The 25,101-nt window shown below is 68.1% G+C and carries 22 protein-coding genes; 11 read left to right on the forward strand and 11 right to left on the reverse strand.

The window, feature by feature from the left end; all coding sequences use genetic code 11:
• From OXR60_RS18160 to rimP, 5 genes are all read right to left on the reverse strand, one after another.
• On the reverse strand, nt 1-522 hold a 522-nt coding region (locus tag OXR60_RS18160), incomplete at its 3' end, for an IF-2-associated domain-containing protein (protein WP_267397396.1).
• The gene (locus tag OXR60_RS18165) at nt 519-1,253 is read right to left on the reverse strand and encodes a DUF448 domain-containing protein (RefSeq protein WP_267397397.1); all 735 of its coding nucleotides are present in this window, start codon (nt 1,251-1,253) and stop codon (nt 519-521) included. The genes OXR60_RS18165 and OXR60_RS18160, both read right to left, overlap by 4 nt.
• Before the next feature lie 96 nt (nt 1,254-1,349).
• Nucleotides 1,350-1,580 (reverse strand): 4-oxalocrotonate tautomerase family protein, encoded by a 231-nt coding sequence (locus OXR60_RS18170; RefSeq protein WP_267397398.1) that lies wholly within the window; start codon nt 1,578-1,580, stop codon nt 1,350-1,352.
• A complete protein-coding gene (nusA, locus tag OXR60_RS18175) occupies nt 1,580-3,229 on the reverse strand; it encodes a transcription termination factor NusA (protein WP_267397399.1) in 1,650 nt (549 codons plus the stop codon). Before nusA ends, OXR60_RS18170 begins: the two co-directional genes overlap by 1 nt.
• A gap of 1 nt (nt 3,230) precedes the next feature.
• Complete coding sequence (rimP, locus tag OXR60_RS18180) at nt 3,231-3,812, reverse strand: ribosome maturation protein RimP (protein WP_267397400.1); 582 nt, start codon at nt 3,810-3,812, stop codon at nt 3,231-3,233.
• A gap of 173 nt (nt 3,813-3,985) precedes the next feature.
• Here rimP and OXR60_RS18185 point away from each other — a divergent pair, with 173 nt between their 5' ends.
• On the forward strand, nt 3,986-5,125 hold the full coding sequence (locus OXR60_RS18185; RefSeq protein WP_267397401.1) for a PQQ-dependent sugar dehydrogenase: 1,140 nt from the start codon (nt 3,986-3,988) through the stop codon (nt 5,123-5,125).
• On the opposite strand, the gene OXR60_RS18190 is transcribed toward OXR60_RS18185, so the two are convergent.
• Both OXR60_RS18190 and OXR60_RS18195 read right to left on the reverse strand, forming a co-directional pair.
• Complete coding sequence (locus OXR60_RS18190; RefSeq protein WP_267397402.1) at nt 5,122-5,523, reverse strand: PaaI family thioesterase; 402 nt, start codon at nt 5,521-5,523, stop codon at nt 5,122-5,124. The genes OXR60_RS18185 and OXR60_RS18190 overlap by 4 nt on opposite strands.
• A complete protein-coding gene (locus OXR60_RS18195; RefSeq protein WP_267397403.1) occupies nt 5,520-5,942 on the reverse strand; it encodes a PaaI family thioesterase in 423 nt (140 codons plus the stop codon). The genes OXR60_RS18190 and OXR60_RS18195 overlap by 4 nt, the downstream gene beginning before the upstream one ends.
• A 90-nt stretch (nt 5,943-6,032) precedes the next feature.
• Between OXR60_RS18195 and OXR60_RS18200 the strand changes: the two genes are divergently transcribed.
• Nucleotides 6,033-6,827, forward strand: coding sequence for a crotonase/enoyl-CoA hydratase family protein (locus OXR60_RS18200; RefSeq protein ID WP_267397404.1), 795 nt, complete (start codon nt 6,033-6,035; stop codon nt 6,825-6,827).
• A gap of 103 nt (nt 6,828-6,930) precedes the next feature.
• Here the strand turns inward: OXR60_RS18200 and OXR60_RS18205 are convergent, their stop codons facing one another.
• On the reverse strand, nt 6,931-7,197 hold the full coding sequence (locus tag OXR60_RS18205) for a hypothetical protein (RefSeq protein WP_267397405.1): 267 nt from the start codon (nt 7,195-7,197) through the stop codon (nt 6,931-6,933).
• 56 nt (nt 7,198-7,253) lie between these two features.
• Nucleotides 7,254-8,702 carry a DEAD/DEAH box helicase gene (locus OXR60_RS18210; RefSeq protein WP_267397406.1) on the reverse strand — a complete coding sequence of 483 codons (1,449 nt, stop codon included), beginning with the start codon at nt 8,700-8,702 and terminating at the stop codon, nt 7,254-7,256.
• 384 nt (nt 8,703-9,086) lie between these two features.
• Between OXR60_RS18210 and OXR60_RS18215 the strand changes: the two genes are divergently transcribed.
• From OXR60_RS18215 to OXR60_RS18245, 7 genes are all read left to right on the forward strand, one after another.
• Nucleotides 9,087-12,584: an autotransporter domain-containing protein gene (locus tag OXR60_RS18215; RefSeq protein ID WP_267397407.1), complete on the forward strand. Its 3,498-nt coding sequence runs from the start codon at nt 9,087-9,089 to the stop codon at nt 12,582-12,584.
• A gap of 213 nt (nt 12,585-12,797) precedes the next feature.
• On the forward strand, nt 12,798-13,076 hold the full coding sequence (locus OXR60_RS18220) for a hypothetical protein (RefSeq protein ID WP_267397408.1): 279 nt from the start codon (nt 12,798-12,800) through the stop codon (nt 13,074-13,076).
• Nucleotides 13,073-14,638: a methyl-accepting chemotaxis protein gene (locus OXR60_RS18225; protein ID WP_267397410.1), complete on the forward strand. Its 1,566-nt coding sequence runs from the start codon at nt 13,073-13,075 to the stop codon at nt 14,636-14,638. Before OXR60_RS18220 ends, OXR60_RS18225 begins: the two co-directional genes overlap by 4 nt.
• A gap of 105 nt (nt 14,639-14,743) precedes the next feature.
• On the forward strand, nt 14,744-15,745 hold the full coding sequence (locus tag OXR60_RS18230; protein WP_267397411.1) for a fumarylacetoacetate hydrolase family protein: 1,002 nt from the start codon (nt 14,744-14,746) through the stop codon (nt 15,743-15,745).
• A gap of 133 nt (nt 15,746-15,878) precedes the next feature.
• A complete protein-coding gene (locus OXR60_RS18235) occupies nt 15,879-17,165 on the forward strand; it encodes a 3-methyl-2-oxobutanoate dehydrogenase (2-methylpropanoyl-transferring) subunit alpha (RefSeq protein WP_267397416.1) in 1,287 nt (428 codons plus the stop codon).
• Nucleotides 17,166-17,403: 238 nt separating this feature from the next.
• Entirely contained in the window at nt 17,404-18,411 is a 1,008-nt protein-coding gene (locus tag OXR60_RS18240) for an alpha-ketoacid dehydrogenase subunit beta (protein ID WP_267397417.1), read from the forward strand.
• Entirely contained in the window at nt 18,411-19,769 is a 1,359-nt protein-coding gene (locus OXR60_RS18245; protein ID WP_267397412.1) for a dihydrolipoamide acetyltransferase family protein, read from the forward strand. Before OXR60_RS18240 ends, OXR60_RS18245 begins: the two co-directional genes overlap by 1 nt.
• A 661-nt stretch (nt 19,770-20,430) precedes the next feature.
• Here OXR60_RS18245 and gorA read toward each other — a convergent pair.
• Both gorA and pgi read right to left on the reverse strand, forming a co-directional pair.
• Complete coding sequence (gene gorA / locus OXR60_RS18250) at nt 20,431-21,786, reverse strand: glutathione-disulfide reductase (RefSeq protein WP_267397413.1); 1,356 nt, start codon at nt 21,784-21,786, stop codon at nt 20,431-20,433.
• Between the two features lie 75 nt (nt 21,787-21,861).
• Nucleotides 21,862-23,358, reverse strand: coding sequence for a glucose-6-phosphate isomerase (pgi, locus tag OXR60_RS18255; protein WP_267397414.1), 1,497 nt, complete (start codon nt 23,356-23,358; stop codon nt 21,862-21,864).
• 184 nt (nt 23,359-23,542) lie between these two features.
• Here pgi and lepB point away from each other — a divergent pair, with 184 nt between their 5' ends.
• Together lepB and rnc are read left to right on the forward strand one after the other, a co-directional pair.
• Complete coding sequence (gene lepB / locus OXR60_RS18260) at nt 23,543-24,364, forward strand: signal peptidase I (protein ID WP_267397415.1); 822 nt, start codon at nt 23,543-23,545, stop codon at nt 24,362-24,364.
• Nucleotides 24,361-25,029 carry a ribonuclease III gene (rnc, locus tag OXR60_RS18265; protein WP_267397418.1) on the forward strand — a complete coding sequence of 223 codons (669 nt, stop codon included), beginning with the start codon at nt 24,361-24,363 and terminating at the stop codon, nt 25,027-25,029. The genes lepB and rnc overlap by 4 nt, the downstream gene beginning before the upstream one ends.
• Nucleotides 25,030-25,101 lie beyond the last annotated feature (72 nt).

Consider the following 25,101-nt stretch of genomic DNA (forward strand, 5'->3'; position numbering starts at 1 on the left):
CGCGACCGGGGCGGCAGCGACGGGCGGTGCGACCTCGGCTACCGGGGCTGGCGCCGGGGTAGACTCGGGCGCCGGCTCTGCCGCGGGGGCGGGAGCAGGGGCGTTGGCGGCCGCCGCACGCTCGGCGGCGCGGGTGCGCTCGTCCTCGGCGTGCTGGACGCGGGTCGCCTCATCGCGACGGCGCGCGTCTTCCAGCGCATGCATGCGCTGTTCCTCGGCCTCGCGCAGCAGCTTGGACTGGCGCTCCTGCGGCGACAGATTGTCGGCAGCAGGGCGCGGCGCGGGCGCAGCGGCCTGGGGCGCCGGAGCAGGGGCCGCCTCGGGCTCGGGCGCGAACGCCTGTTCGGCGGGCTGAGCCTCGCCGGGCCGGCCGAGCACGCGGCGGCGCTTCGTTTCCACGATAACCGTATTGGACCGGCCGTGGCTGAAGCTCTGCTTCACCTGGCCGGTCTCGACCGTGCGCTTCAACCCCAGCGGGGTGCGCATGCCAAGCTTCGGCTTTTCGTTGTCGGTGTCGCTCACTCAAATTCCTCGTTTACGTCTACGGCCGGCAAAGCCCCGGACAATGCGGCCCCGGATCTCTCGGGAAGCACTTCGGGCGCCGATGCGCCCTGCGAGGCCGTTTCGCAAGGCACGGGGGTGGGTTCAGGTCCGATAAAATGCAGCCAGCGGTCGAGCGCATCGCTCACCCGCTTCGCCGCAGCGCGGTCGGTCAAGCCGATGTGTACCACATTCTGACGCCCCAGCGCCAATGACAATATGGGGCGCGGGATCGGCAACGCCAACCCCCGAAGGTCGGATCCTTCGCGATCGCGGCCAACCCGCCAGGCTTGGTCGAGCTTGCGGTTGCCGTCGGTGCCGGCATCGGACGCGTGGTAGAGCGCGTGAAGCTGCCCGGACCGCGCCGCCTGCTCGATCTTGTCCGAGCCGCTGAGTAGCATGCCCGAGCGTGATTCGAGGCCGAGCCGGTCCATCGCGTTGCGCTCGAGCGCCGCCTCGATCAGCGCCGGCAGGTCCTCGGGGATCGTGAAGTCGGCGCCTTTGAACGATCGCGCGAGCGCGCCCTTCAGCCGCTTCTTGGCGATCGCCTGTTCGAGCTCGGCACGGGTGACGCCGATCCAGGCACCCCGGCCCGGGGCCTTGGCGCGGACGTCGGGCAGCACCCGGCCGTCGGGCGCGAGCGCCAGCCGCACGAGATGATCGCGCGCGTCATGCTCCTGCGCGAGGATGCACTTGCGGATGGGGTCGCTCATCGGGCCTGCATCCTGCGGCAGGCGCGGCGCGGCCGCCCCGCAGGCATCCCCTGCGAGCCGGTCAGTGCCCCACCGAGCGGGTGACGCGCTAGCGTCTCATTGCGAGGGAACCGCATGCGCGTCCTCCCTCGGCTGGGGCGCGTCACGGTCGGCGAGCAACTGCCCGCCGGCACCGTAATTCTCCGTGGACACTTCCTCGATCACGATCTGCACCGCACCGGGCTTCTTGCCCAGCCGCTCGACGAGCGACTGGGTGACGTCGGCGACGATGCCGGCCTTCTGGTCCTTGGTAGCGGTGCCCGAGATGCGGATCGAGACGAACGGCATCAGGCGTCCTTCTCGTCCGTCGCGACGTCGGCATCCGCCTCGGCCGTTGCCGGGGTTGCTGCCTCTGCGTCACCCTCCTCGTCCGCGAACCAATGCTGGCGGGCGGCCATGATGATCTCGTTGCCCTGCTCGTCGCTGAGGCCATATTCGGCGAGGATCCCGCCCTTCGGCTCAGGACGCTTGGGGGCATCCTCGTTGCGGCGGCGCGGCTCGGCGCGCTTCTTCTCGACCAGCTCGTCGGTGGCGAGGTCGGCGAGATCGTCGAGCGTCTTGATGCCTGCCTTGCCGAGCGTCACCAGCATGGCCTCGGTGAGATAGGGAATGTCGGCCAGCGCGTCTTCCACGCCGAGCGCGGTACGCTCCTCGCGGTTGGCGGCTTCGCGGCGGTCGAGTGCCTCCTGGGCGCGGCTCTGCAGCTCCTGGCCGAGATCCTCGTCGAAGCCCTCGATGCCGGCGATCTCGTCGAGATCGACATAGGCGACCTCCTCGAGTGCGCCGAAGCCCTCGGCAACCAGCAGCTGCGCGAGCGTCTCATCGACGTCCAGCTCGTTCTGGAACATCTCGGTACGCTCGGTGAACTCCTTCTGGCGCTTCTCGGAGGCATCCTGCTCGGTGAGGATGTCGATCGCCTTGGCGGTCAGCTGGCTCGCAAGGCGGACGTTCTGGCCGCGACGGCCGATCGCGAGGCTGAGCTGGTCGTCGGGGACGACCACCTCGATGCGGTCCTCTTCCTCGTCGATCACGACGCGGCTCACCGAGGCAGGCTGCAGCGCGTTGACGACGAAGGTGGCGGTGTCGGGCGACCAGGGGATGATGTCGATCTTCTCGCCCTGCATCTCCTGCACGACGGCCTGGACGCGGCTGCCCTTCATGCCGACGCAGGCGCCGACCGGATCGATCGACGAATCGCGGCTGATCACGCCGATCTTGGCGCGGCTGCCCGGATCGCGCGCGGCGGCCATAATGGTGATGATGCCGTCGTAGATCTCCGGCACTTCCTGCGCGAACAGCTTCTTCATGAAGTCGGGGTGGGCGCGGCTGAGGAAGATCTGCGGCCCGCGGCTCTCGCGGCGGACGTTGAGGATCAGCGAGCGGATGCGATCATTGACGCGCACCACTTCGCGCGGGATCTGCTGGTCGCGACGGATCACGCCCTCGGCGCGGCCGAGGTCGACGACGATGTGACCGAACTCGACGCGCTTGACGACACCGGTGATGATCTCGCCCTGACGATCCTTGAACTCTTCATACTGGCGCTCGCGCTCGGCGTCGCGGACCTTCTGGAAGATGATCTGCTTGGAAGCCTGGGCCTGGATGCGGCCGAACTCGATCGGGGGCAGCGGATCGATGATGTAATCGCCGACCGCGGCATCCTTCTGGATCTTCTGCGCGCCCTTGACGTCGACCTGCTTGAAATAGTCGTCAACCGCCTCGACCACCTCGACGACGCGCCACAGGCGCAGGTCGCCAGACAGCGGGTCGAGCTTGGCGCGGATGTCGTTCTCGCTGCCATAGCGGGTCTTGGCGGCGCGCTGGATCGCTTCCTCGAGCGCCTCGATCACGATCGCCTTGTCGATCATCTTCTCGGACGCGACCGAATTGGCGATCGCGATCAGCTCGGCACGGTTGGCGGTGGCGACAGTGGCCATCTTACTGCTGTCCTTCCTTGGGAGCGTCATGGACGCCGTCAGTGTCAGGGGCGTCGTCGTCGGACGCGTCTTCGAATTCGTCGGCGCCCTCGGCAGAGAGCGGCGCGGTAGCGGCAAGCAGGCGATCGGTGATCGTCAGCTTGGCATCGTGGATCAGGTCGAACGCGACCGTCATCGGCTGATAGCCGCGCACGTCGATGGTGATCTGGTCGCCCTCGGCCCCGACGATGTCGCCGGTGAGGATCTTGCGCCCATCGATCTTCTCGCCGAGCACGACGCGGGCCTCATGACCCGCCCAGTCGGCGTAATCCTTAGGCCGGGTCAGCGGGCGATCGATCCCGGGGGACGACACCTCGAGCCGATAGGCCTCCTCGATCGGGTCCTTCTCGTCGAACAGGTCGGAGATCCGGCGCGACAGCTCGGCGCAATCGTCGATCGTCAGCTGCCGGGTCTCGGGCCGCTCGGCCATCACCTGCAGCGTCGGATCCGATTTGCCGCCGTACATCTTTACACGCACCAGATCGAAGCCGAGCGCGCGCGCCTCGGGTTCGATCAACTGCGTCAATACGGCCATGTCCGCCATGAATGCTCCGGGTACAGGCAGTTGGCGCCGCGGGGAGAACCCCGCAGCCCCTTGCACCTGACGATGTAAGAGAAAGTAGCTGTCATATACGCAAGGCGCCGGGTGGAAACAAGCCGGCAAACGGGGCATCCTCGGCGGCGCCCTGCTCGAGCGGGGCAGTCCGGGAGAGAATCATGCGCCGTACCCTGCTTGCCACCCTGCCGATTGCGCTGCTGGCGTGCTCCGGCAACGCGCCCGCCGACGTGGCCGGCCAAGCCGGCACCACGCCGCCGAGCGCCAAGCCGTTCAAGGAAACCGTGGTGGCGGACTTTGACTCACCCTGGGCGCTGGCAGCCTTGCCCGATGGACGCCTGCTGGTGACGGAGAAGGGCGGGCAGATGCTGCTCGTGGCCGGCGACGGCAAGTCCAGGCAGACCATCGCGACGCTGCCGGTCGATTCGGCGGGCCAGGGCGCGTTGATGGATGTCGTCCTGGCGCCTGATTTCGCCACCAGCCGCCGCCTTTATTTCAGCTATTCGACGGCGGGCGAGGGCGGCAAGGGCGTGGTGCTCGCGCGCGGACGGCTTGACGAGAGTGCAGGCCAAGCCCGGCTGCGCGAGGTCGAGACGCTGTTCCGGGCGCGTCCCTTTGTTGAGGGCAATGGCCATTATTCGGGCCGCATCGCCTTCTCGCCGGACGGCAGGTACCTGTTCTTCACCAACGGCGAGCGCCAGAAGTTCACCCCCGCGCAGGACCCCAAGGTGACGCTCGGCAAGGTGCTGCGGCTGACGCTGGACGGCAAGCCCGCGCCCGGCAACCCCTTGGCGGCTAAAGGGTTCGCGCCGGAGATCTGGACCTATGGCCACCGCAACCTGCTCGGCCTCGCCTTCGATGCGCATGGCAATCTGTGGGAGCAGGAGATGGGGCCGAAGGGGGGCGACGAGCTCAACCTGATCCTTCCCGGGCGCAATTACGGCTGGCCGAACGCCTCCAACGGCAGCAACTACGACGGCACCGACATTTCCGATCACCGGCCGGGCGACGGCTATGAGCCGCCCAAGCTGTGGTGGAACCCGGTGATCTCGCCCGGCGGGCTGATGATCTATTCGGGATCGCTGTTCCCGCAGTGGAAGGGCGATGCGTTCATCGGTGGGCTGTCGTCGCAGTCGCTGGTCCATGTCCATCTCGACGGCACCAACGCCGCCAAGGCCGACCAGTGGCGCATGGGCGCGCGGATCCGCGACGTCGAGCAGGCGGCCGACGGCGCGATCTGGCTGATCGAGGATGGCGGCGAATCGCAGGGCCGGCTGATCAAGCTGACCCCCGCGGGCTAGCTGCCCGCCGCTGGCCGCACGATCAGCCAGGTCGTGCGCGCCGCCGCGATGGGGCGGGATTCGTCATCCTGCCAGGCGACCGCCTCGACATTGGCGATCCGGGTGCCGAGCCGGCCGATCCGCCCGCGCGCGCGGGTCGGCCGATCGCGGCCGCCGCGCATGAAGTCGATGCTGTGGGTGACCGGCTCGATCCGGCCGCCGCCATCGGCGGCCAGCGCCTGGCGCAGCGCGGCGATGGCGGCGAGTTCCAGCAGCCCGGCGATCGCGCCGCCGTGAAGAAAGCCCGGGCGGCCGAGCACATCGTCGCCGAACGGCATCACCAGCACCGGCGGGGCATCGGCGTGATCCTCCAGCGCGATGCCGAGCAGCGTGGCATACGGCGGCAGCGCCTGGCTCACGACAGCCGGTCCATCAGCATGAAGGTGCCGGCGACCTGCGCCAGCGGATCGCCGATGTCCTGGTCATAGGCAACGCCGCGCACGAACGCGATCGAGCCGGTCAGCGCCACGCATTCGCCGCGCCCGAACACGGTGCCGCCCGCCCGTGCCCGGCGGATCTGATCGACCCGCAGGTCGAGCGTCGCCTGGTGCGCGAAGCGCCGACGCTTGAGCCACACCGCCAAGCTGGTTGCCATGTCGAGCATCGCGATGATCGGCCCCGCCGCCAGCGCGCCGCTGTCCGCGTCGCCGGCGAGCCGGTGCTGATAGGGCAGCGCGAGTTCGGCCCAATCCTCGCCGTGGTCGTGGTACCGCAGGCCTAGTGCGTTGCCGTGGCCGCCGAACCCGGCTGCGGTGAAGCGCACGATGTCGAACGCCATATCCCCTCCTTTTTTCCCGACCCTACAGCGCCACGACCGACTGTCTACGCCGGCCGCGGGCGGCTAAGGGACACGCGAAGGAGAGGTCGCATGAACGCCCAGCCGAACGGTCGCGTCACCATCATCGTCGAGGACGGCATCGCCGATGTCCGCCTCGCCCGGCCCGACAAGATGAACGCGCTCGACCCCGCGATGTTCGACGATCTGGCGGCGGCGATCGACCAGCTCAAGCGGATGGTCGAGGTGCGCTGCGTGGTGCTGTCCGGCGAGGGCAGGGGGTTTTGCGCCGGGCTCGACATGGCGGCGATGGCCAATGGCGGATCGGGGCTGGCGCTCGACACGCGCGACCATGGCATCGCGAACCGCGCGCAATATGCCGCCTGGGGCTGGCACGAGCTGCCGATGCCGGTGATCGCGGCGATCCATGGCGTCGCCTTCGGCGGCGGCTTCCAGATCGTCGCGGGTGCGGACATCCGCCTCGCCCACCCGGAGACGCGCTTCTCGATCCGCGAGACGCATTGGGGGCTGGTCCCCGACATGGCGGGCGTCGCGCTGTGGCGCAGCCTAGCGCGCGACGACGTGCTGCGCGAGCTGACCTATACGGCCCGCGAGTTCGGCGCCGCAGAGGCGCTGGGGCATGGCTTGATCACGCGGATCGCCGAGGATCCGCGCGACGAGGCGCTGGCGCTGGCGCGGATCATCGCCGCGCGCAATCCGCACGCGATCCGCGGCAGCAAGCGCTTGTTCAACCTGGCGGCCGATGCTGATGCGGCGGCGGTGCTGCGCGCGGAAAGCGACGAGCAGCTACGCGTGATCCGTACCCCCAACCAGATCGAGCAGGTGATGGCGCACATGCAAAAGCGCGCCGCGGTGTTCGAGGATTGAGGGGGAGGAAATTAGCCCGTTCGTGCTGAGCCCGTCGAAGCACAGGTGGGCTTCACGCCCTTCCACAAGCTCAGGGCGAACGTAGGTTATGGGGCAGCCAGCCTCAGAGCACCACGGTCTCGGGCCGCGACTCCTTGATCGCGGCCAGCACCATGCGTTCCCACACCGCCGGATCGCCGGCCGCGGCCATCGCGTGATCTGGCTCGCGCAGCGTGTTCAGCACGGCGCGGGCATCGGGAAGGTAGTCGCGCCACACGCTGTCCACCTCGCGCGAGGCGGATTCCTCCTGGCCTTGCGCATTGGCGCTGATCCGCTGGCCGGCCAGCACGCGGGCGATACGCTCGGCGACGGGGGTGGTTGATACGTCCATGGCAGGTCTCCTGGCGGGTTCACCGTAGCAAACCCGCCAGACGACCTTCTGTTTCCTCAGCGCGCCGCCGGCGCCGCGCCGCTGCGGCCACCGCCGGGGCGACCGCCACCGCCGCCGCCGCCGCTGCGACCACGACCGCCGCCGCCGGCAGGACGCCCGCCGCCGCCCTGGCCACCGCCGTTGCCGCCACCCTGGGCACCCTGGCGGCTGCCGCCGCTACGACCCGACGGGCCGTAGTTGCGCCCCGTCGCGGTCGGCGCGTGCGTGGCGCGCGGGCGTGCCGGGCCACGCTCTGCGCGCGGACGATCCTCGCGCGGTGCGGGGTCGGCGCCGATCGCCTGCGTCCGCGTCGCCTTGATCTTGGCGGCCTGGGCGTTGAAGTCCTCGGGCAGCGCGGTAATGTTGATCTTCTGGCGCGTGGTGCGCTCGATGTCGCGCAGATAAGGCTTCTCGTCGTCGGCGCAGAACGACACCGCGATGCCACTGGCGCCGGCGCGCGCCGTCCGCCCGATACGGTGGACGTACTGCTCGGCCACGTTGGGCAGCTCGAAGTTGACGACATGGCTGACGCCCGAGACGTCGATGCCCCGCGCGGCGATGTCGGTCGCGACCAGGATCTTCACCTTGCCGGCCTTGAACTCGCCGAGCGCGCGCTCGCGCTGCGGCTGGCTCTTGTTGCCGTGGATCGCGTTGCTGGCGATGCCGTTGCCGGCGAGCAGCTTCACGACGCGGTCGGCGCCATGCTTGGTGCGGGTGAAGACGAGCGCGCGGTCGATCGCCGGATCCTGCAGCGTGATAGTGAGCAGCGCCTGCTTTTCCGCCTGGTTGACGAAGGTGACATACTGATCGACGCGCTCGGCGGTGGTCGCCGCCGGCTTGATCGTCACCGTCGCCGGATCATGCAGGAACTGCGAGGCGAGCTCGCGGATCGCGACCGGCATCGTAGCCGAGAAGAACAGCGTCTGGCGCTTCTTGGGCAGCATCCGCACGATCTTCTTGAGCGCGTGGATGAAGCCGAGGTCGAGCATCTGGTCGGCCTCGTCGAGCACCAGGATCTCGATCATCGAGAGGTTGAGGAAGCCCTGCTCGACGACGTCGATCAGGCGGCCCGGGGTGGCGACGAGGATGTCGACGCCGCGGCTCACGTCCTGGCGGTTCTTGTTGATGCTGGTGCCGCCGAACACGGTGGCGACCGACATCTTGGAGAACTGGCCATAGGCGCGGGCACTGTCGGCGATCTGACCGGCGAGCTCGCGGGTCGGCGCCAGCACCAGCATGCGGCAATGGGTCGGCAGCACGCGCTTTTGCGCGTTGCTCAGATGCTGGATCGACGGCAGCACGAACGCGGCGGTCTTGCCGGTGCCGGTCTGCGCGATGCCGAGCAGGTCGCGGCCTTCGAGCAGCGTCGGGATCGACTGCGCCTGGATCGGGGTAGGGGTGGTATAGCCCTTGGCTTCGAGCGCGCGGACGAGCGGCTCGGCAAGGCCGAGATCGGAAAAGGACATGGGGAAACCTTGAAGAGGCCATGCCCACGCGTGATGGCACGCACGGGTGGCGGGGGGAGAATGACACCCCGCGTGAAAAGGGAAGCCTTGCGTTAGCGACCGAGGCGGAGCCTGGACCCACGGGTCCAATCACGCTGCATTACGCCTCGATGCTGGGCCATATGCACGCAGTCGCAACAAAAGTCAATCTGCCGGCTGCCGTGGCACCGGACCGCCCACCGGAGCACCCGCAACAAGCAACGCCGCGACAACTGCAAAGAAATCGATCTAACCTGTTGTAGATCTTGCACCAACCCGGCTTGACTCGATGTAACCTACCGATACGTTGCGTAACACTCAGCAAGCCGCGGGGAGAGCGGCGTGGGTGAACAGGGGAAGACTCACATGGTTGATTCGTCAATCCGTGCCGTTGCGCGCCGCGCGCTTCTGGCAACGACCGCGCTTGTCGCGCTGCCGGGCATCGCCGCTGCCCAGGATGGTCCCACCGGTATGTACAATGAGGCGCAGAATGGCTCGGTCGCGCCTGCCGGGATGATCAACGAGCCCTCGATCATCATCTCGCAGCCCGGCACACCGACGACGGCGCTCGACACCGGCGGCGTCACCGGCGTCGGCCAGATGGTGGTCGACCAGCAGAACGGCTTCATCGGCCTGTGCACCGGCACGCTGATCAACCCGCGCACGGTGTTGTTCGCGGCGCATTGCGTGAACGAGAACCCCGCCGGCACCGGCGTGCAGGATCCCTGGGGCTATGGCGCGGCGCAAGGCGGCATCCCGATCGCGTTCGGCTTCCAGGCCAACAACAATGTCGCCGGCAATTCGGCGTTCGGCCGCTGGCTCAACGGCGCGCTCAAGTACCAGACCTCGACCAGCAACTATTTGTACAACGTCAATCAGGTCATCTACAATCCGGCGTCGGTCGCACTCGGCATCGCCAACAACTTCCTGCAGGGCGACGTCGCGCTGGCCTCGCTCGACACGCCCGCCGCCAACGTGCCGACCTGGGCGATCCTGCTCTCGGCGCTGCCCGCCCCCAGTGCCATCAGCGCCACCGCGGGCACCGGCTATCATGTCGCCGAGATCGGCTATGGCACCAACGGTGTCGGCACCACCGGCGCCACCGGCGGGATCGACTATCGTCGCCGTGCTGCCGAGAATTACGTCGGGCTGCTCGGCTCGCTCGACGACGTCGATCTGTTCCTGTTCGGCGAGCCCGATGGGCTGCCGCAGAACCTCTACCAGCTCGACTTCGACGATCCCCGCCGCGGCACGGCGGCGGCGAGCCCATTCGACTTCAACGCGTTCAAGGACAATGCGCTGCCCTCGGAAGGGATCACCGGCAGCGGCGATTCGGGCGGGCCGCTGGTGATCGACCGCGCCTTCGCCAAGCAGGTGGTGATCGGCGTGCTGTCAGGTGGCAGTCGCTACTTCAACGCCCAGCCGTCGGGCAGCTACGGGACCACCTCCTTCTACCAGCCACTGTACCTGTTCTGGGACTATATCGCGGCCAACAACCCCTATCGCTATGCAGCGGCTAAGGCAGGTGACGGCAATTGGACCGATCCCACCCACTGGCAGACGCTGGTCGACCCCGCCTATCAGGTCCTCGTCAACGGTGCGCTGGTCAACGGTGTGCCGGCCAGCCCCGGCGAGGGCATCAACGGCACCAGCGGCAAGTTCGGCCAGATCTGCTTCGAGCAGGGCGGGGCAAGCGACTGCTATGACAATGCCACGGGGGTCGAGACGGTGAACGGCGTGCCCGTCGACGCCACGGTTCCCGCGGGCGATGCCGCCGCGGTGAAGGTCGCCGATGCCACCAGCACGACCACGGCGGCGACCGGCGGCCGTGCCGACGGGATGACGGTGACCCGCGAGGCGCAGGCCGGCAGTGCCACCGCCAGCCTCGCCGCGACCGATGTCACCGCCGCTGCCAGCGGCGATGCGGTGGCCGCGGCGCTGCCGGCGGCGACGCTCGCCAACGGCCTGCCCGGCGCAACCAACTTCGTGCCCAACAACGTCGATCCCAATGCCGCCACCAAGACCAACGCGCGCTATTTCGACATCACCCTCTCCGCTGCGGGCACGACGACGCTGAATTCGGCGGTGACGATCGACCGCTTCACCGTGAGCGGCGCGCAGTCGCGGCTCAACGTGACGAGCACCGGCTCGCTGACCAGCCTGATGGCGGTCAACCAGTTCAACGGCGTGGTGCAGGTGGACGGCACGTTGACCTCGCAGGGCGATTACCTGCTGCTCAGCGGCGGCCTGACCGGGGCGGGGCGGATCAACGCGCCTTATTTCACCAACGCCACCGGCATGATCGCACCCGGCACGATCGGCACGGTCGGGACGCTCACCTTCGGCGGCAATGTCGTGCTGTCGTCGGGCAGCACGCTGCTGGTCGATGTCGGCCCCAGCGGCGCTTCGGATCGGATCGCCGTGGTCAAGACTACCGCCACCGACGGTCTCGCCAGCATCGGCGGCCGGGTCGGCTTCGCGCCCGTCGCCGGCTACACGATCCGTTCTGGCGACGTGTATACCATCCTTACCGCGGCAGGCGGGGTGACGGGCACGTTCCAGACCGCGTCGCCGCTGTCGGCGATCCTCACGCCGCAATATATCTACTCGGCCAATGCGGTGCAGGCGCGGATCATCGCCGGCCTCTACGCCAATGTCGTCGCCAACACCCCGATCCAGACGGCCTATGCCGGGCTGCTCGATCGCAATCGGGCCACCAGCTACGCCAATCTGTCGACGCTCTACGGCATCCTCGACATGCAGAGCGCCGGCACCATCCAGTCGACGCTCGGAGGCCTGGCGCCGCGGACCCAGACGCTCAAATATGCACTCGGCACGACCGCGACCGACAATATGGCGCGCTTTTATCGCCAGCGGCTCGCCGGGATCGATCCGCGCACCACGATGGGCGGCACGCTGACCGTGATCGGCAAGCCGCAACAATTCGCCTCGCTGCTCGCGAGCGACCTGCCGGCGAGCCAGCAGGTAGCGAGCGATTCGACCGGCACCAGCGTGTCCGAGGGGGTGTTGCCCAAAAATGTCGGCGTATTCATCGCCGGTGGCTATGTCGATGGCTCGAGCCGCTCGATGCCGACCGCGGTGCCGTTCGGCGGGCACGACCAGTTCGACGGCTTCTATATCGCCGGCGGCATCGAGAGCCAGGTGAGCGAGCATGGCGTGATCGGCTTCGGCTTCGGCTACACCAAGCTCGACGGCACCACCGGCGGCGTCGCGCAGCAGGCGCATGGCAACCTCTACCAGGGCACGCTGTACGGCAAGCTGCAGAGCGATGCAGGCCTCACCCTCGACACCCAGTTCAGCGCGGGTGTGTTCCAGGCCCGTACTTTCCGGACCGTCTCGCTGGCCGGGTCCAGCTTCGGGCTGCGCAGCCGCGACAATGCGCTGGCGATCTCTGCCGAGGTGGGGATCAGCGAGATGTTCGATCTCGGCAGCGTCCAGGCCGGCCCGCGCGCGGCGTTCCGCGTCAACCACATCGGCTTCACCCCGACCATCGAGACCGGCGGCGGCCCGGCATTGCGCTCCGACCGCGACGATCTCGAAAGCCAGCAGGCCAGGGTGGGGCTGCAGATCGGCGGCGGCGTCGGTTTCAAGCCCTTTGCCTCGGCCTATTACGTCCATGATTTCAAGGATCGCCCCGGCGTGTTCACCGCCAACTTCGTCGGTGGTGCCGGGCCAAGCGCTGCGTTTGCGCTCGCCAGCCAGGATCAGGATTGGGCGGAGATCGCTGGCGGCGTCACTTACTCGATGGGCAATGTCGACCTGTCGGTCAGCGCCGACACCACGATCGAGCGCAAGGACGTCAAGAACCAGGCCTATCGCGGCGCCGTCACCTTCCACTTCTGACATTGTGTTTGCCAGCATCGGGCCGCCTTCTCTCCGGAAGGTGGCCCGCTTTGTATCTGGCTGAACTGATCACCCGGTTTTGAATGCTAATCAGCCAGTATTCGCCCCGGGTTGCGATATGGGCAGCATTTACGTCCTATTTACTTTTACGTAAACCGTGATGGCTAGTCTGATGCCATGAACGCTGTCCCTCATCCTCACCGTGGTCGTGGCATGGTTATAGTGCAGATCGCGGGCGTGGCAGCGGTGCTCGCCGGACTGGCGATCATCCCGCCCAAGCAGGGCAACATGCTGCTGCTGCCGCTGCTGCCGCACCGACTGGTGGCTGCCGCGGCAATCAGGCATGGCGCGACGATCGTCGCGCGCGGGCGGTTGCCAGGCTCGCTGGTGGTGCGCGGTCGCTTTGCCGCGCTAGCAGGGCCGATGATCGGCGATGGCGTGCTGGTGATCGGCGCCCCGGCGCTACTCTGTGGCGAGGCGGTGCCGGCATGATCCCCGACGCGCTCGACACGCTGCGCATCCGTGGCATCCGCCGGCTGGTCGCGGCGAGCTGGCTCGCCATCCCGGCGATGATCCTGGTCGGCCTGCTGCTCCACAGTTCCTATACGCTCGCTACCGCGCTGCTCAGCTGTGCGGCCAATATCGTGCCGACGGTGATGGCGCTGCGACACCGCCACGATGTCGGTGCGCGGCTCGCGATCGGCAGCCTGGCGGCGATCCAGCCGGCGTTGTTCGTGTTCCTGCTCTCGGGCCATCCTTGGCAGATGGATGCGCACATGTACTTCTTCGTCGCGCTCGCGGCGTTGACGATCCTGTGCGACTGGCGGCCGATCGCGCTCGCCTCGGTGATGGTCGCGGTCCACCATCTCGTCGTCGACTGGCTGGTGCCGGACTGGGTGTTCGACGGCGACGGCAACTTCCCGCGCGTGCTGTTCCACGCCGTGGCGGTGATCCTCCAGCTTGGCGCCCTGTCATATATTACCCTGCAGTTGCGGGAGTTGGTGCAGCGGCAGCAGGCGGCGCAGCGCGAGAGCGAGCTGCATGCGCAAATGGCCGACGAACAGCGCGAAACCGCGCGAATCGAGCGGCAGCGGGCGGTGGCGGCGCTGGAGGCGGCGCGGGTCGCGGAGGCGGATTCCGCGCATGAGCGCGAACAGCGCGCGATTGCCGAGCAGTTCACCGGCGCGCAGCGCCGCGACGAGCTGATGGCGCTCGCCGCGGAGTTCGAGGCGACGGTGGTCGAGGTGGCGGTGGCGCTGGAAGGCGCGTCGGCGACGCTCGAAGGATCGGCGACCTCGCTCAACGCGATCGCGGCGGATACCGGCCGGCAGGCGAGCGAGGCGGTGACCGGCGCGTCGCAGGCGTCCACCGCCGTCCGCGGCGTCGCCCATGCGGTGCGCCAGCTGACCGGATCGATCGCGGGGGTGGCGCGCAGCGCCGAGGAGCAGAGCCACCTCACCCAGGCGGCGCTCGCCAACGCCCAAGACGGCGACCGCGCGGTCCACTCGCTCGCGGTGCGCGCGCAGGACATCGGCGGCTTCGTCGGCGAGATCAACGGCATCGCCGCGCAGACCAATCTGCTCGCGCTCAACGCGACGATCGAGGCGGCGCGCGCGGGTGATGCCGGTCGCGGCTTCTCGGTGGTCGCCGCCGAGGTGAAGGTGCTCGCCGGCGCCACCAGCCGCGCGACCGACAAGATCGCGACGCTGATCGCGCACGTCCAGCAGGGGGTGGGCACCGCGGCCGGCGACCTCGACGCGGCGGCCCTGGCGGTCGGCAAGGTCGCCGGGGCGGCGGCGGACATCCGCGTCGCGGTCGATGCGCAGCGCGGCACGGCGGCACAGATCGAATATAGCGCGCACCAGGCCGCGATCGGTGCCGACACCATCGAGCAGCGGATCGGGCTGGTCGCCGAGGCCGCCAATGCTGCCGGCGTGTTGTCCGAAGAGGTGCGCGATGCCGCGACCGCTCTGTCCGACCACGCCCGCCGGCTGCGCCGCACCACCGATCAGTTCGTCGAGCAATTGCGCGCGGGCGATACCGAAGCCGCGTGATCGGCGGCGCGTGATCCCTTGCGCGACGGCGCCGTCGATAAGCTTTGTCGCAGGTCCTGCGCTGCGATAGGCTCTCGCCAACGATAAGAAACGCAAGGAGAGCGCATGAAACTCGCGAGTCTCAAGCACGGGCGCGACGGCACGCTCGTCGTGGTATCGGCCGATCTCGCCTGGTACGCCGATGCCAGCCACATCGCGCCGACGCTGCAGGCGGCGCTCGACGATTGGGACGCGATGCTCCCGGCTCTTGGCAACCTGGCCACCGATCTCGAGCATGAGGCGATCCCGCGCCAGCGCTTCCACGAGCACCAGGCGGCCGCGCCGCTGCCGCGCGCCTATCAATGGGCTGATGGCTCGGCCTATGTGAACCATGTCGCGCTGGTGCGCCAAGCGCGCGGCGCCGATCTGCCGGACAGCTTCTGGCACGACCCGTTGATCTACCAGGGCGGCTCGGACGGCTTCCTCGCCCCGCGCGATCCTATCCCGCTGGCCGACGAGGCCTGGGGCGGCGACTTCGAGGGCGAGGTGGTGGTGGTGACCGGCGACGTCCCGCTCGGCGCGAGCCGCGAGCAGGCGCTGGGCGCGATCCGGCTGGTCGGCCTCGCCAACGACGTGTCGCTGCGCCATCTCATCCCGGGCGAACTCGCCAAGGGCTTTGGCTTCTTCCAGTCCAAGCCCGCCACCACGCTGTCGCCGGTGCTGGTGACACCCGACGCGCTCGGACCCTGGTGGCGGGAGGGCAAGCTCCACCGTCGGCTGATGATCGAGTTCAACGGCCAGCCGTTCGGCCGCGCCGAGGCGGGCGAGGACATGACCTTCGATTTCGGCACACTGGTGGCGCATGCCGCCAAGACCCGTGCGCTCGGGGCGGGCACGATCATCGGTTCGGGCACGGTCTCCAACCGCGGTGCCGACGGTGGCCCGGGGGCGACGATCGCCGCCGGCGGCGCGGGCTATTCCTGCCTTGCCGAGCTACGCACGGTGGAAACCCTCGAAGGGGGCGAGGCGCGCACGCCGTTCCTCAAGCGCGGCGACAGCGTGCGGATCTGGGCGGAGGACGATCGCCACCACCCGATCTTCGGGGTGATCGAGCAGACGGTGAGCTAAATCCCGCTCGACGCGACGAGCGGAGTGTTTCAACCGATTGAAACACTCGCCAAGCGTCACGAAACTTTATAACAAGCGGCGAATAACGGACCTGGCGCGTTGATGGCGTGACCGGATCAGGATTGGAGAGATGATGGCCGGCGAGCACCCTCGCGCCAATTTGCAGCCGCTGTCGCTGCACGTGCCCGAACCCCGCTTCCGCCCCGGCGACGCGGTGGATTTCGCGGCGGTGGACATCCCCGCCGCGGGCGCCGTCCGCCGCCCCGACAGCGCCGCCAAGGCGAACGACTTCATCGATCTCGCCTATACGATGGTCCGCGTGCTCGACGACGACGGCCGCGCGGTCGGGCCGTGGGATCCCAAGCTCGCGCCCGATGTGCTGCGGCGCATGCTGCGCAGCATGGTCGAGCTGCGCGCGTTCGACGAGCGCATGTTCCGCGCCCAGCGTCAGGGCAAGACCAGCTTCTACATGAAGGCGACCGGCGAGGAGGCGGTCGCGGTCGCGGCAGCCTATGCGCTCGATTACGAGGACATGTGCTTCCCGAGCTATCGCCAGCAGGGTCTGCTGATCGCGCGCGGCTGGTCGATGGTCGACATGATGAACCAGATCTATTCGAATCGTGCGGACCGGCTACAGGGCAAGCAGCTGCCGATCATGTATTCGGCCAAGGAAGCGGGCTTCTTCTCGATCTCGGGCAATCTCACCACCCAATATCCGCAGGCGGTGGGCTGGGCGATGGCGTCGGCGGCCAAGGGCGACACCCGGATCGCGGCGACCTGGTGCGGCGAAGGCTCCACCGCCGAGGGCGATTTCCATTCCGCCTGCACCTTTGCCGCGGTGTATCGCGCGCCGGTGATCTTCAACGTCGTCAACAACCAATGGGCGATCTCGAGCTTTTCCGGCTTCGCCGGCGCGGAGGCGACCACCTTCGCCGCGCGCGCGGTGGGCTATGGCATCGCCGGCCTCAGGATCGACGGCAATGACGCGCTCGCCGTCTATGCGGCGACGCAATGGGCGGCCGAGCGGGCGCGGACCAACCAGGGCCCGACGCTGATCGAGCATTTCACTTATCGCGCCGAGGGGCATTCCACCTCCGACGATCCGACCCAATATCGCAGCGCCGGCGAGCCTAACGCCTGGCCGCTCGGCGATCCGGTGGTGCGGCTCAAGAACCATCTGATCGCGATCGGCGAGTGGGACGAGGAACGCCATGCCGCGCAGGACCGCGAGGTCGCCGAGCAGGTCCGCGCCGCGCAGAAGGAAGCCGAGGCCAATGGCATCCTCGGCCACGGCCTCCACCAGCCGCTCGACACATTGTTCGACGGCGTGTTCGAGGAGATGCCCTGGCACCTGCGCGAGCAGCAGGCGCAGATGATGGCCGAGGAAGAAGCGAGCGGGCGGCCATGGGCGCGGAAGTGATGGCTCGGACGCACGCCGACGCATCCACATCCGTCACCCCGGCGAACGCTGGGGTCTCAAGCCGCCGGGACATGCGCTCCAACGGGGAGACCCCAGCTTTCGCTGGGGTGACGAAGGTGGGTGCCGGGGTGGCGAGGATGAGTGCCGGGGTGACGTGGTCGAAGGCGGAGAAGAACCTATGATGGCTGACGCTGATCCGGCGACCGTGGCGTCCGACGACGCACCCGCCACCACCCGCATGAACATGATCCAGGCGATCAATTCCGCGCTCGACATCTGCATGGCGCGCGATCCCGACGTGCTGGTGATGGGCGAGGATGTCGGCTATTTCGGCGGCGTGTTCCGCGCCACCGCCGGGCTGCAGACGAAATACGGCAAGACCCGGGTGTTCGACACGCCGATCACCGAGACCGGGATCATCGGCGTCGCGATCGGCATGGGCGCCTATGGCCTGCGCCCCGTCCCCGAGATCCAGTTCGCCGACTATATCTATCCCGCGCTCGACCAGTTGGTCTCGGAAGCGGCGCGGCTGCGCTACCGCTCGGCCGGCGAGTTCACCTCGCCGATGACGGTGCGCTCGCCGTTCGGCGGCGGCATCTTCGGCGGCCAGACCCACAGCCAGAGCCCGGAGGGGATCTTCACCCATGTCTCCGGCATCAAGACGGTGATCCCGGCGACGCCATATGACGCCAAGGGGCTGCTGATCTCGGCGATCGAGGACAATGATCCGGTGCTCTTCTTCGAGCCCAAGCGGATCTACAACGGCCCGTTCAACGGCTATTGGGACAAGCCGGCCGAGAATTGGTCCAAGCACCCCGGCGGCGAGGTGCCGACCGGCTATTACAAGGTGCCGCTCGGCAGGGCGGCGATCGCGCGGGCCGGCGAGGCGCTGACCATCCTCGCCTACGGGACGATGGTGCATGTCTGCACCGCGGTGGTGGCCGAGGCCGGCATCGATGCCGAGATCATCGACCTGCGCACGCTGGTGCCGCTCGACATCGAGACCATCGAGCAATCGGTGAAGAAGACCGGCCGGTGCATGATCGTCCATGAGGCGACCCGCACCTCGGGGTTCGGCGCGGAACTGTCCGCGCTGGTCCAGGAGCGCTGCTTCTACCATCTCGAAGCCCCGATCGAGCGCGTCACCGGTTTCGACACGCCTTATCCGCACAGCCTGGAATGGGCCTATTTCCCCGGCCCGGTACGCATCGGCCAGGCGCTCAAGAAGATCATGAAGGACGCATAATGGCGCGCTTTACGTTCAAGCTGCCGGACATCGGCGAGGGCATTGCCGAGGCCGAGATCGTCGCCTGGCACGTCGCGGTCGGCGATCGCGTCGAGGAGGACCAGCAGGTCGCCGACATGATGACCGACAAGGCGACGGTGGAGATGGAATCGCCCGTCTCGGGCGTGGTGGTCGAGCTCGCCGGCGAGGTCGGCGACCAGGTCGCGATCGGCGCGGCGCTGGTGGTGATCGAGACCGATGCGGCGGCAACCGGCGACGCGGTGATCGCCGCGCCGGCCACGGCCGCACAGGCGGAGACCGCCGAGCAATATGGCGCGGAGAACCCCGGCGTCGAAGAGACAACCCAATCCACCGCTCGTGCTGAGCCTGTCGAAGCACCTGAGGCGCGTCCACCAGCCGATCCACGCCCTTCGACAAGCTCAGGGCGAACGGAGGTTGAGCAAGAAAGTGCGGCAGCGACCACTGGCAGCAAGCCAGCCCACGTCCTCGCCTCTCCGGCGGTGCGCGCCCGCGCGCGCGATCTCGGCATCGATCTCGCCCAGGTGAAGACCGAGGCCGATCGCATCCGTCATGCCGATCTCGATGCCTATCTGCGCTATGCCGGCGGGCAGGGCTATCACGCACCGCATGCCGCCCATGCCCGCGCCGACGAGGCGATCAAGGTGGTCGGCCTGCGCCGCCGGATCGCCGAGAACATGGCGGCCGCCAAGCGCCACATTCCGCATTTCACCTATGTCGACGAGATCGACGTCACCGAGCTCGAGCGGGTCCGCGCCGATCTCAACGTGGCGCGTGGCGACCGGCCCAAGCTCACCCTGCTGCCGCTGCTGATCGCGGCGATGTGCCGCACGCTGCCGGTATTCCCGATGCTCAACGCGCGCTACGACGACGAGGCGGGGGTGGTGACCCGCGCCGGCCGCATCCATGTCGGCATGGCGACGCAGACCGACGCTGGCCTCACCGTGCCGGTGATCCGCGACGCGCAGGACCGCAACGTCTGGCAGCTCGCCACCGAGATCGTGCGGCTCGCCGAGGCGGCACGCGCCAACAAGCTGTCCCCGGGCGAACTCGGCGGCGGCACCATCACCGTGACCTCGCTCGGCCCGCTCGGCGGCATCGCCACCACCCCGGTGATTAACCGACCGGAGGTGGCGATCATCGGCCCCAACAAGATCGTCGAACGGCCGGTGTTCGCCGGGTCGGAGGGATCGGCCCGCGGCAACGAGATCCGTCGCGCCAAGCTGATGAACCTGTCGATCAGCTGCGACCATCGCGTCGTCGATGGCCATGATGCGGCGAGCTATGTCCAGGCGCTGCGGCGCGTGCTGGAAACGCCGGTGCTGCTGTTCGCGACCTGACGGGCGGAAGGCTCGCTATGTTGCTTCAAGCGTGACGGGCTTGCGGCTGGCTGCCGTTGCTGGAGCAGGATGACGTCGGCGCGTTCCGTTCGTGCCGAGCCTATCGAAGCGCGGTGAGACTAAGGCCCTTCGACAGACTCAGGGCGAACGGAAGAAGTGGGGGCCGACCGCTGCGTACCGCGCGGGGTCGGCTGCCGATGTAAGGTGCACCCGGGGCAAGGGCTCGCGTGGAAGGTCTCCAACTCACCCGTTCGTGCTGAGCCTGTCGAAGCACCTGGGTCTCATGCCGTCCGACATGCTTGGACGGATGGTTCGCCTAGCGACGATCGCCCACGGTCATCCGCGCGCTGATGGGGCTGCCGATTTCGATGGCGGAGTATGGGCGGATCGCCGCATCCTGCCGCCATCGACAGATCAAACAAAAAGGGCCCGGCGACAGCAATCGCCTGGCCCTTCTGGCATCCTCCCCTGGCTGAAGCTTTGCTTCATGCCGCAGCGTGGTCGGGCGGTTGGTCGCCTCTGTGCTGCCGGTGCACATCCCCTAGGCAGGGGCTGCGCCAAGCGCCAGTCCTAAAACCGGTATGGTCGAATTGAACCAGCGGAATTGCTGCTTTTCACGGCAAAGCGTGGCGAATCTGCAACATTATGGGGTGTAATCTGCCTATTTCATGAGCACCAGCTCTTCGGCCATGGTCGGGTGCAGCGCGACGGTGGCGTCGAACTGCTCCTTGGTAAGCCCGGCCTTCACCGCGATCGCCGCGGCTTGCAGTATCTCGGGTACGTCGGGGCCGATCATGTGCAGCCCGACGATTCGCCCGGTTTCGCCGTCGCATACCATCTTGTAGAGCGCGCGCTCGTTGCGGCCGGCGAGCACGTTCTTCATCGGCCGGAAGTCCGACGAATAGACCGCGACCGAGCCGAGCTTCTGCTTGGCCTGCGATTCGGTGAGCCCGACGCCGGCGAGCGGTGGGTGGCTGAACACCGCCGAGGGGATGTTGTCGTAATCGACCAGCGTCGGCTTGTTGCCATAGACGGTATCCGCGAACGCCTGGCCCTCGCGGATCGCCACCGGGGTGAGCTGCACCCGGTTGGTGACGTCGCCGATCGCATAGATGCTCGGGCAGCTCGACTGCGCCCGCTCGTCGACCTTGATCGCGCCCTGCGCGTCGAGCTCGACGCCGGCGCTGTCCAGGCCGAGCCCGCGGGTGTTGGGGACGCGCCCGGTGGCGAACATTACCATGTCCACCGTCACCGGCTCGTGGCCCGACATAAACACCGTCAGGCAGCCGTCGTCATTCTTCTCGATCCGCTCGAACTGCGCGTCGAAGCGGAACTCCAGCCCCTTCATGATCGAGATCTGCAGCAACCGGTCGCGGATCGAGAGGTCATAGCCGCGCAGGATGTCCTGGGTGCGGTTCATGATGATCACATGGCTGCCGAGCTGGTGGAAGATGCCGGCGAATTCGTTGGCGATATAGCCGGCACCCGCGATCAGGATGCGCTTGGGCAGCGCCTCGAGGTGGAACACCTCGTTGGAGGTGATGCCGTATTCGTGGCCGGGGCAGTTGGGGATCGCCGGATGCGCGCCGACCGCGACCAGGATCCGCTCGGCGGTCTTGGTGGAGCCGTCGGCGAGCTTCACGCTGTGCGGGCCGGTGACCACCGCGCGCTGCTTGATGATCTCGACGCCGTGGCTGTCGAGCGTCTGGGTATAGGCGCCGTTGATCCGGTCGACCTCCTCGAGCACATTGTCGCGCAGCGTCGGCCAGTGGAACGCGCAATCGTCGGGCACCTGCCAGCCGAATCGCTTGGCGTCCTTGAGATCCTCGGCGAAATGGGCGCCGTAGATCAGCAGCTTCTTGGGCACGCAGCCGCGGATCACGCAGGTGCCGCCGACGCGATACTCTTCCGCCACCGCGACCCGCGCGCCATGCGCGGCGGACACCCGGCTCGCCCGCGTGCCGCCGGATCCGGCGCCGATGACGAAGAGGTCGTAGTCGTACTGGCTGTCCGCCATGGAAGGTCTCCGTATGCGAAAAAGGGCCGGGCTTGGCCAAGCCCGGCCCCCGTCAAGGCTCTATATGGGAACGGCTTACGCCGAGGCTAACCCTGCGCGCTGGATCAGATCCTCGGTGGAGGGATCGAAATCCTGTCCGCCCTGGTCGGCGGCCTTGGCCATCTCCTTGCCGAGCTCGACGCCGAACTGGTCGAACGAGTTGATCCCGAGCAGCACGCCGTTCACGAACACGCGATGCTCGTAGAAGGCGATCAGCGCGCCGAGCGTGCGCGGATCGAGCACGTCGAGCAGCAGCGTCGACGACGGCCGGTCGCCCGAATAGCTGCGCGCGGGATCGTCGACCTGCTTGCCCTTCATCAGCGCCGCGCCCTGGGCAAAGGCGTTGAGCAGCAGCTGGCGGTGGTGATCCTCGGCCAGCGTGTCACCCGGTTCGATCACCGCGATAAACTCGACGGGGACGAGGTGGGTGCCCTGGTGGAGCAGCTGAAACACGGCGTGCTGGGCATCGGTGCCGACGCCACCCCAGGTGATCGCCGCGGTCGGGCGGCCGACCGGCTGGCCATCGACGGTGACGCCCTTGCCGTTCGACTCCATCTCGAGCTGCTGGAGATAGCTCGGCAGCAGCCGCAGCCGCTCGTCATAGGCGAAGGGCGCGCGGGTCTCGGCGTGGCGGACCTGCGTGTAATAGAGATCCGCGAACGCCGCGATCGCCGGTGCGTTCTCGTGCAGCGCGGTGAGGCGGAAATGGCGGTCCATCTCGGCCGCGCCCTCGAGCAGCTCCTCGAACGCGCCCCAGCCGAGCGCGATCGCCGCCGGAAAGCCGATCGACGACCACAAGGAGTAGCGCCCGCCGACACCCTCGGCGAACGGCAGGATGCGGGTTTCGTCGACACCCCATTCGATCGCCTTGTCGGGCGAGGCGGTGAGCGCGATCACCTTGCCATAAGGGTCTTCGACGCCATGCTCGGTCATCCACTGCAGCGCCGATTCGGCGTTGAGCATGGTTTCCTTGGTGGTGAAGGTCTTGGAGGCGATCACCAGCAGCGTCGCGGCCGGATCGAAATCCTTGATCGCATCCTCGAGCGCGACACCGTCGACGTTGGAGACGATGGCGACGTCGTAGCGCTTGTCCTCGCGGCCGAGCGCGTCGACCAGCAGGTGCGGGCCCAAGGCCGAGCCGCCGATGCCGATGTGGAGCACGTGGCGCACGTCGCCCAGCGCGCCGGCCTCGATCGCATCGATCAGCGCGCGCATCCGGTCATGGAACTGGCGCGCGGTGGCGACGCTCTCGGCCTTGCCCTCGCCACGCTCGGCGGTGTGCTCCACCGGCCGGTCCTCGGTGACGTTGACATGCTCGCCGCCGAACATCGCGTCGCGCTTGCCCGCCAGGTCCTTGGCCTTGGCGAGCGCGGCGAAGGCGTCGATCGCCTCGGTGGTGAGATGCGTCTTCGACCAGTCGAAGTGGATGCCGGCGACGTCGAGGCTCAGCTTCGACAGTCGCTCACTATCCGCGTCGAACAGTTCGACGAGCTTGGGGGAGGGCAGGGCCTCGATCGCAGACCAGTCGCTCATGGTAGGCTAACTCCATCCAATTGCCCGAGCCGTGTGCGACGCGGGTGTTCTTGCCCTCGGTAGAAGCAGGGGCGGGGGTTCGACAAGCAGGCACCGAACGGTTGCCCGAACGGTCGAGCGAGCAACAGGCTCCACTCGACCTGGCCCTTGACCTCGGCAGGCGGTCGCGCCACGCCTCTCGATTATGGCTACCTCCACGCCCGCCGCCGGCAAGCCGGCCGTCCGCTCCGAAACCAGCGAGACGCTGCGCTTCCTGCTGAAACTCGCGCTGATCGTGCTGATCGTGCGCAGCTTCATCTTCGCGCCTTTCTCGATCCCCTCCGAATCGATGCTGCCGCGGCTGCTGATCGGCGACTATCTGTTCGTCTCCAAGTGGAACTACGGCTTCTCGCGCTGGTCGCTGCCGGGCGGCGTGCCGCTGATCCCCGGGCGGATCCTCGGCCACACCCCCACGCGCGGCGACGTCGTCGTGTTCCGCTCGCCGGGGCCGGACGATCACGACGTGATTAAGCGGGTGATCGGCCTGCCCGGCGACACCATCCAGGTGACCCACGGCCAGGTGATCCTCAACGGCAAGCCGATCCCCAAGCAGCGCGTCGCCGATTTCGTGCTGCCGCTCACCCCCAATTTCGATGCCACCAAGTGCGACACCGCGTTCCAGGACGTCGATGCCGCCGGCAAGCCGATCTGCCGCTACCCGCGCTTCCGCGAGACGCTGCCCGGCGGGCGCAGCTACATGGTGCTCGACCAGGCGGAGATCCCCCAGGCCGACGACACCGGGCTCTACACCGTCCCCGCCGGCGACGTGTTCCTGATGGGCGACAATCGCGACGACAGCGCCGACAGCCGCTTCGCGCCGCCCGAGGGCATGGGCTACATCCCGATGGACCGGATCGAGGGCAAGGCTGTGGTCGGCTTCTTCTCCACCGACGGCTCGGCATCGCTGATCAAGCCCTGGACCTGGTTCTCGGCGGCCCGCTGGAGCCGGATCGGAGAGGGGTTCTGAGCGACCAGCTTGCCCCCTGGCTCGCCCAGACCTTCGGCAGCCAGCCCGACGATCCCGCCCCGTTCGCACGCGCGCTGACCCATGGCAGCCAGGCCGCCGACAATTACGAGCGGCTCGAGTTCCTCGGCGATCGCGTGCTCGGGCTGGTGATGGCGGAATGGCTGTGGGAGCTGTTTCCGTCCGAGCCCGAGGGCCAGCTGTCCAAGCGGCTCAACTCGCTGGTGACCGGCGCGGTGTGCGCCGATGTCGCGCGCGACCTCGGCGTCCGCGCGCACCTGCGGCTCGGCAAGCAGGCGCGCGACGATGGCGCCTATGACAGCGACAACATCCTCGGCGACGTGATGGAGGCACTGATCGGCGCCTGGTATCGCGAGCGCGGGCTGGAGGCGGCGCGCAGCTTCATCCGCGGCGCCTGGGGTGCGCGCGTCCAGCGCGGCGGCAAGGCGCCGCAGCACCCCAAGTCGCAGCTCCAGGAATGGGCGGCCTCCGCCGGCCGCTCGGTGCCACATTATGCGGTGATCGACCGCTCCGGGCCGCATCACGCGCCGCGCTTCACCGTTCAGGTCAAGATCGGCACCCTCGCCGAGGCGACCGCGACCGGCGCCAACAAGCAGGAAGCCGAAACCGCCGCCGCCAAGGCGCTGCTCGAGAAAGTGCAGGGGTAGGGCGTTCGTCCGGCCGCCACCGTCTTCCTGCCCAACGCCCTTCGACAGGCTCAGGGCGAACGGATCGCGTGG

This window comes from Sphingomonas sp. GC_Shp_5 (assembly GCF_026540855.1).
Taxonomy (GTDB): Bacteria; Pseudomonadota; Alphaproteobacteria; order Sphingomonadales; family Sphingomonadaceae; genus Sphingomonas.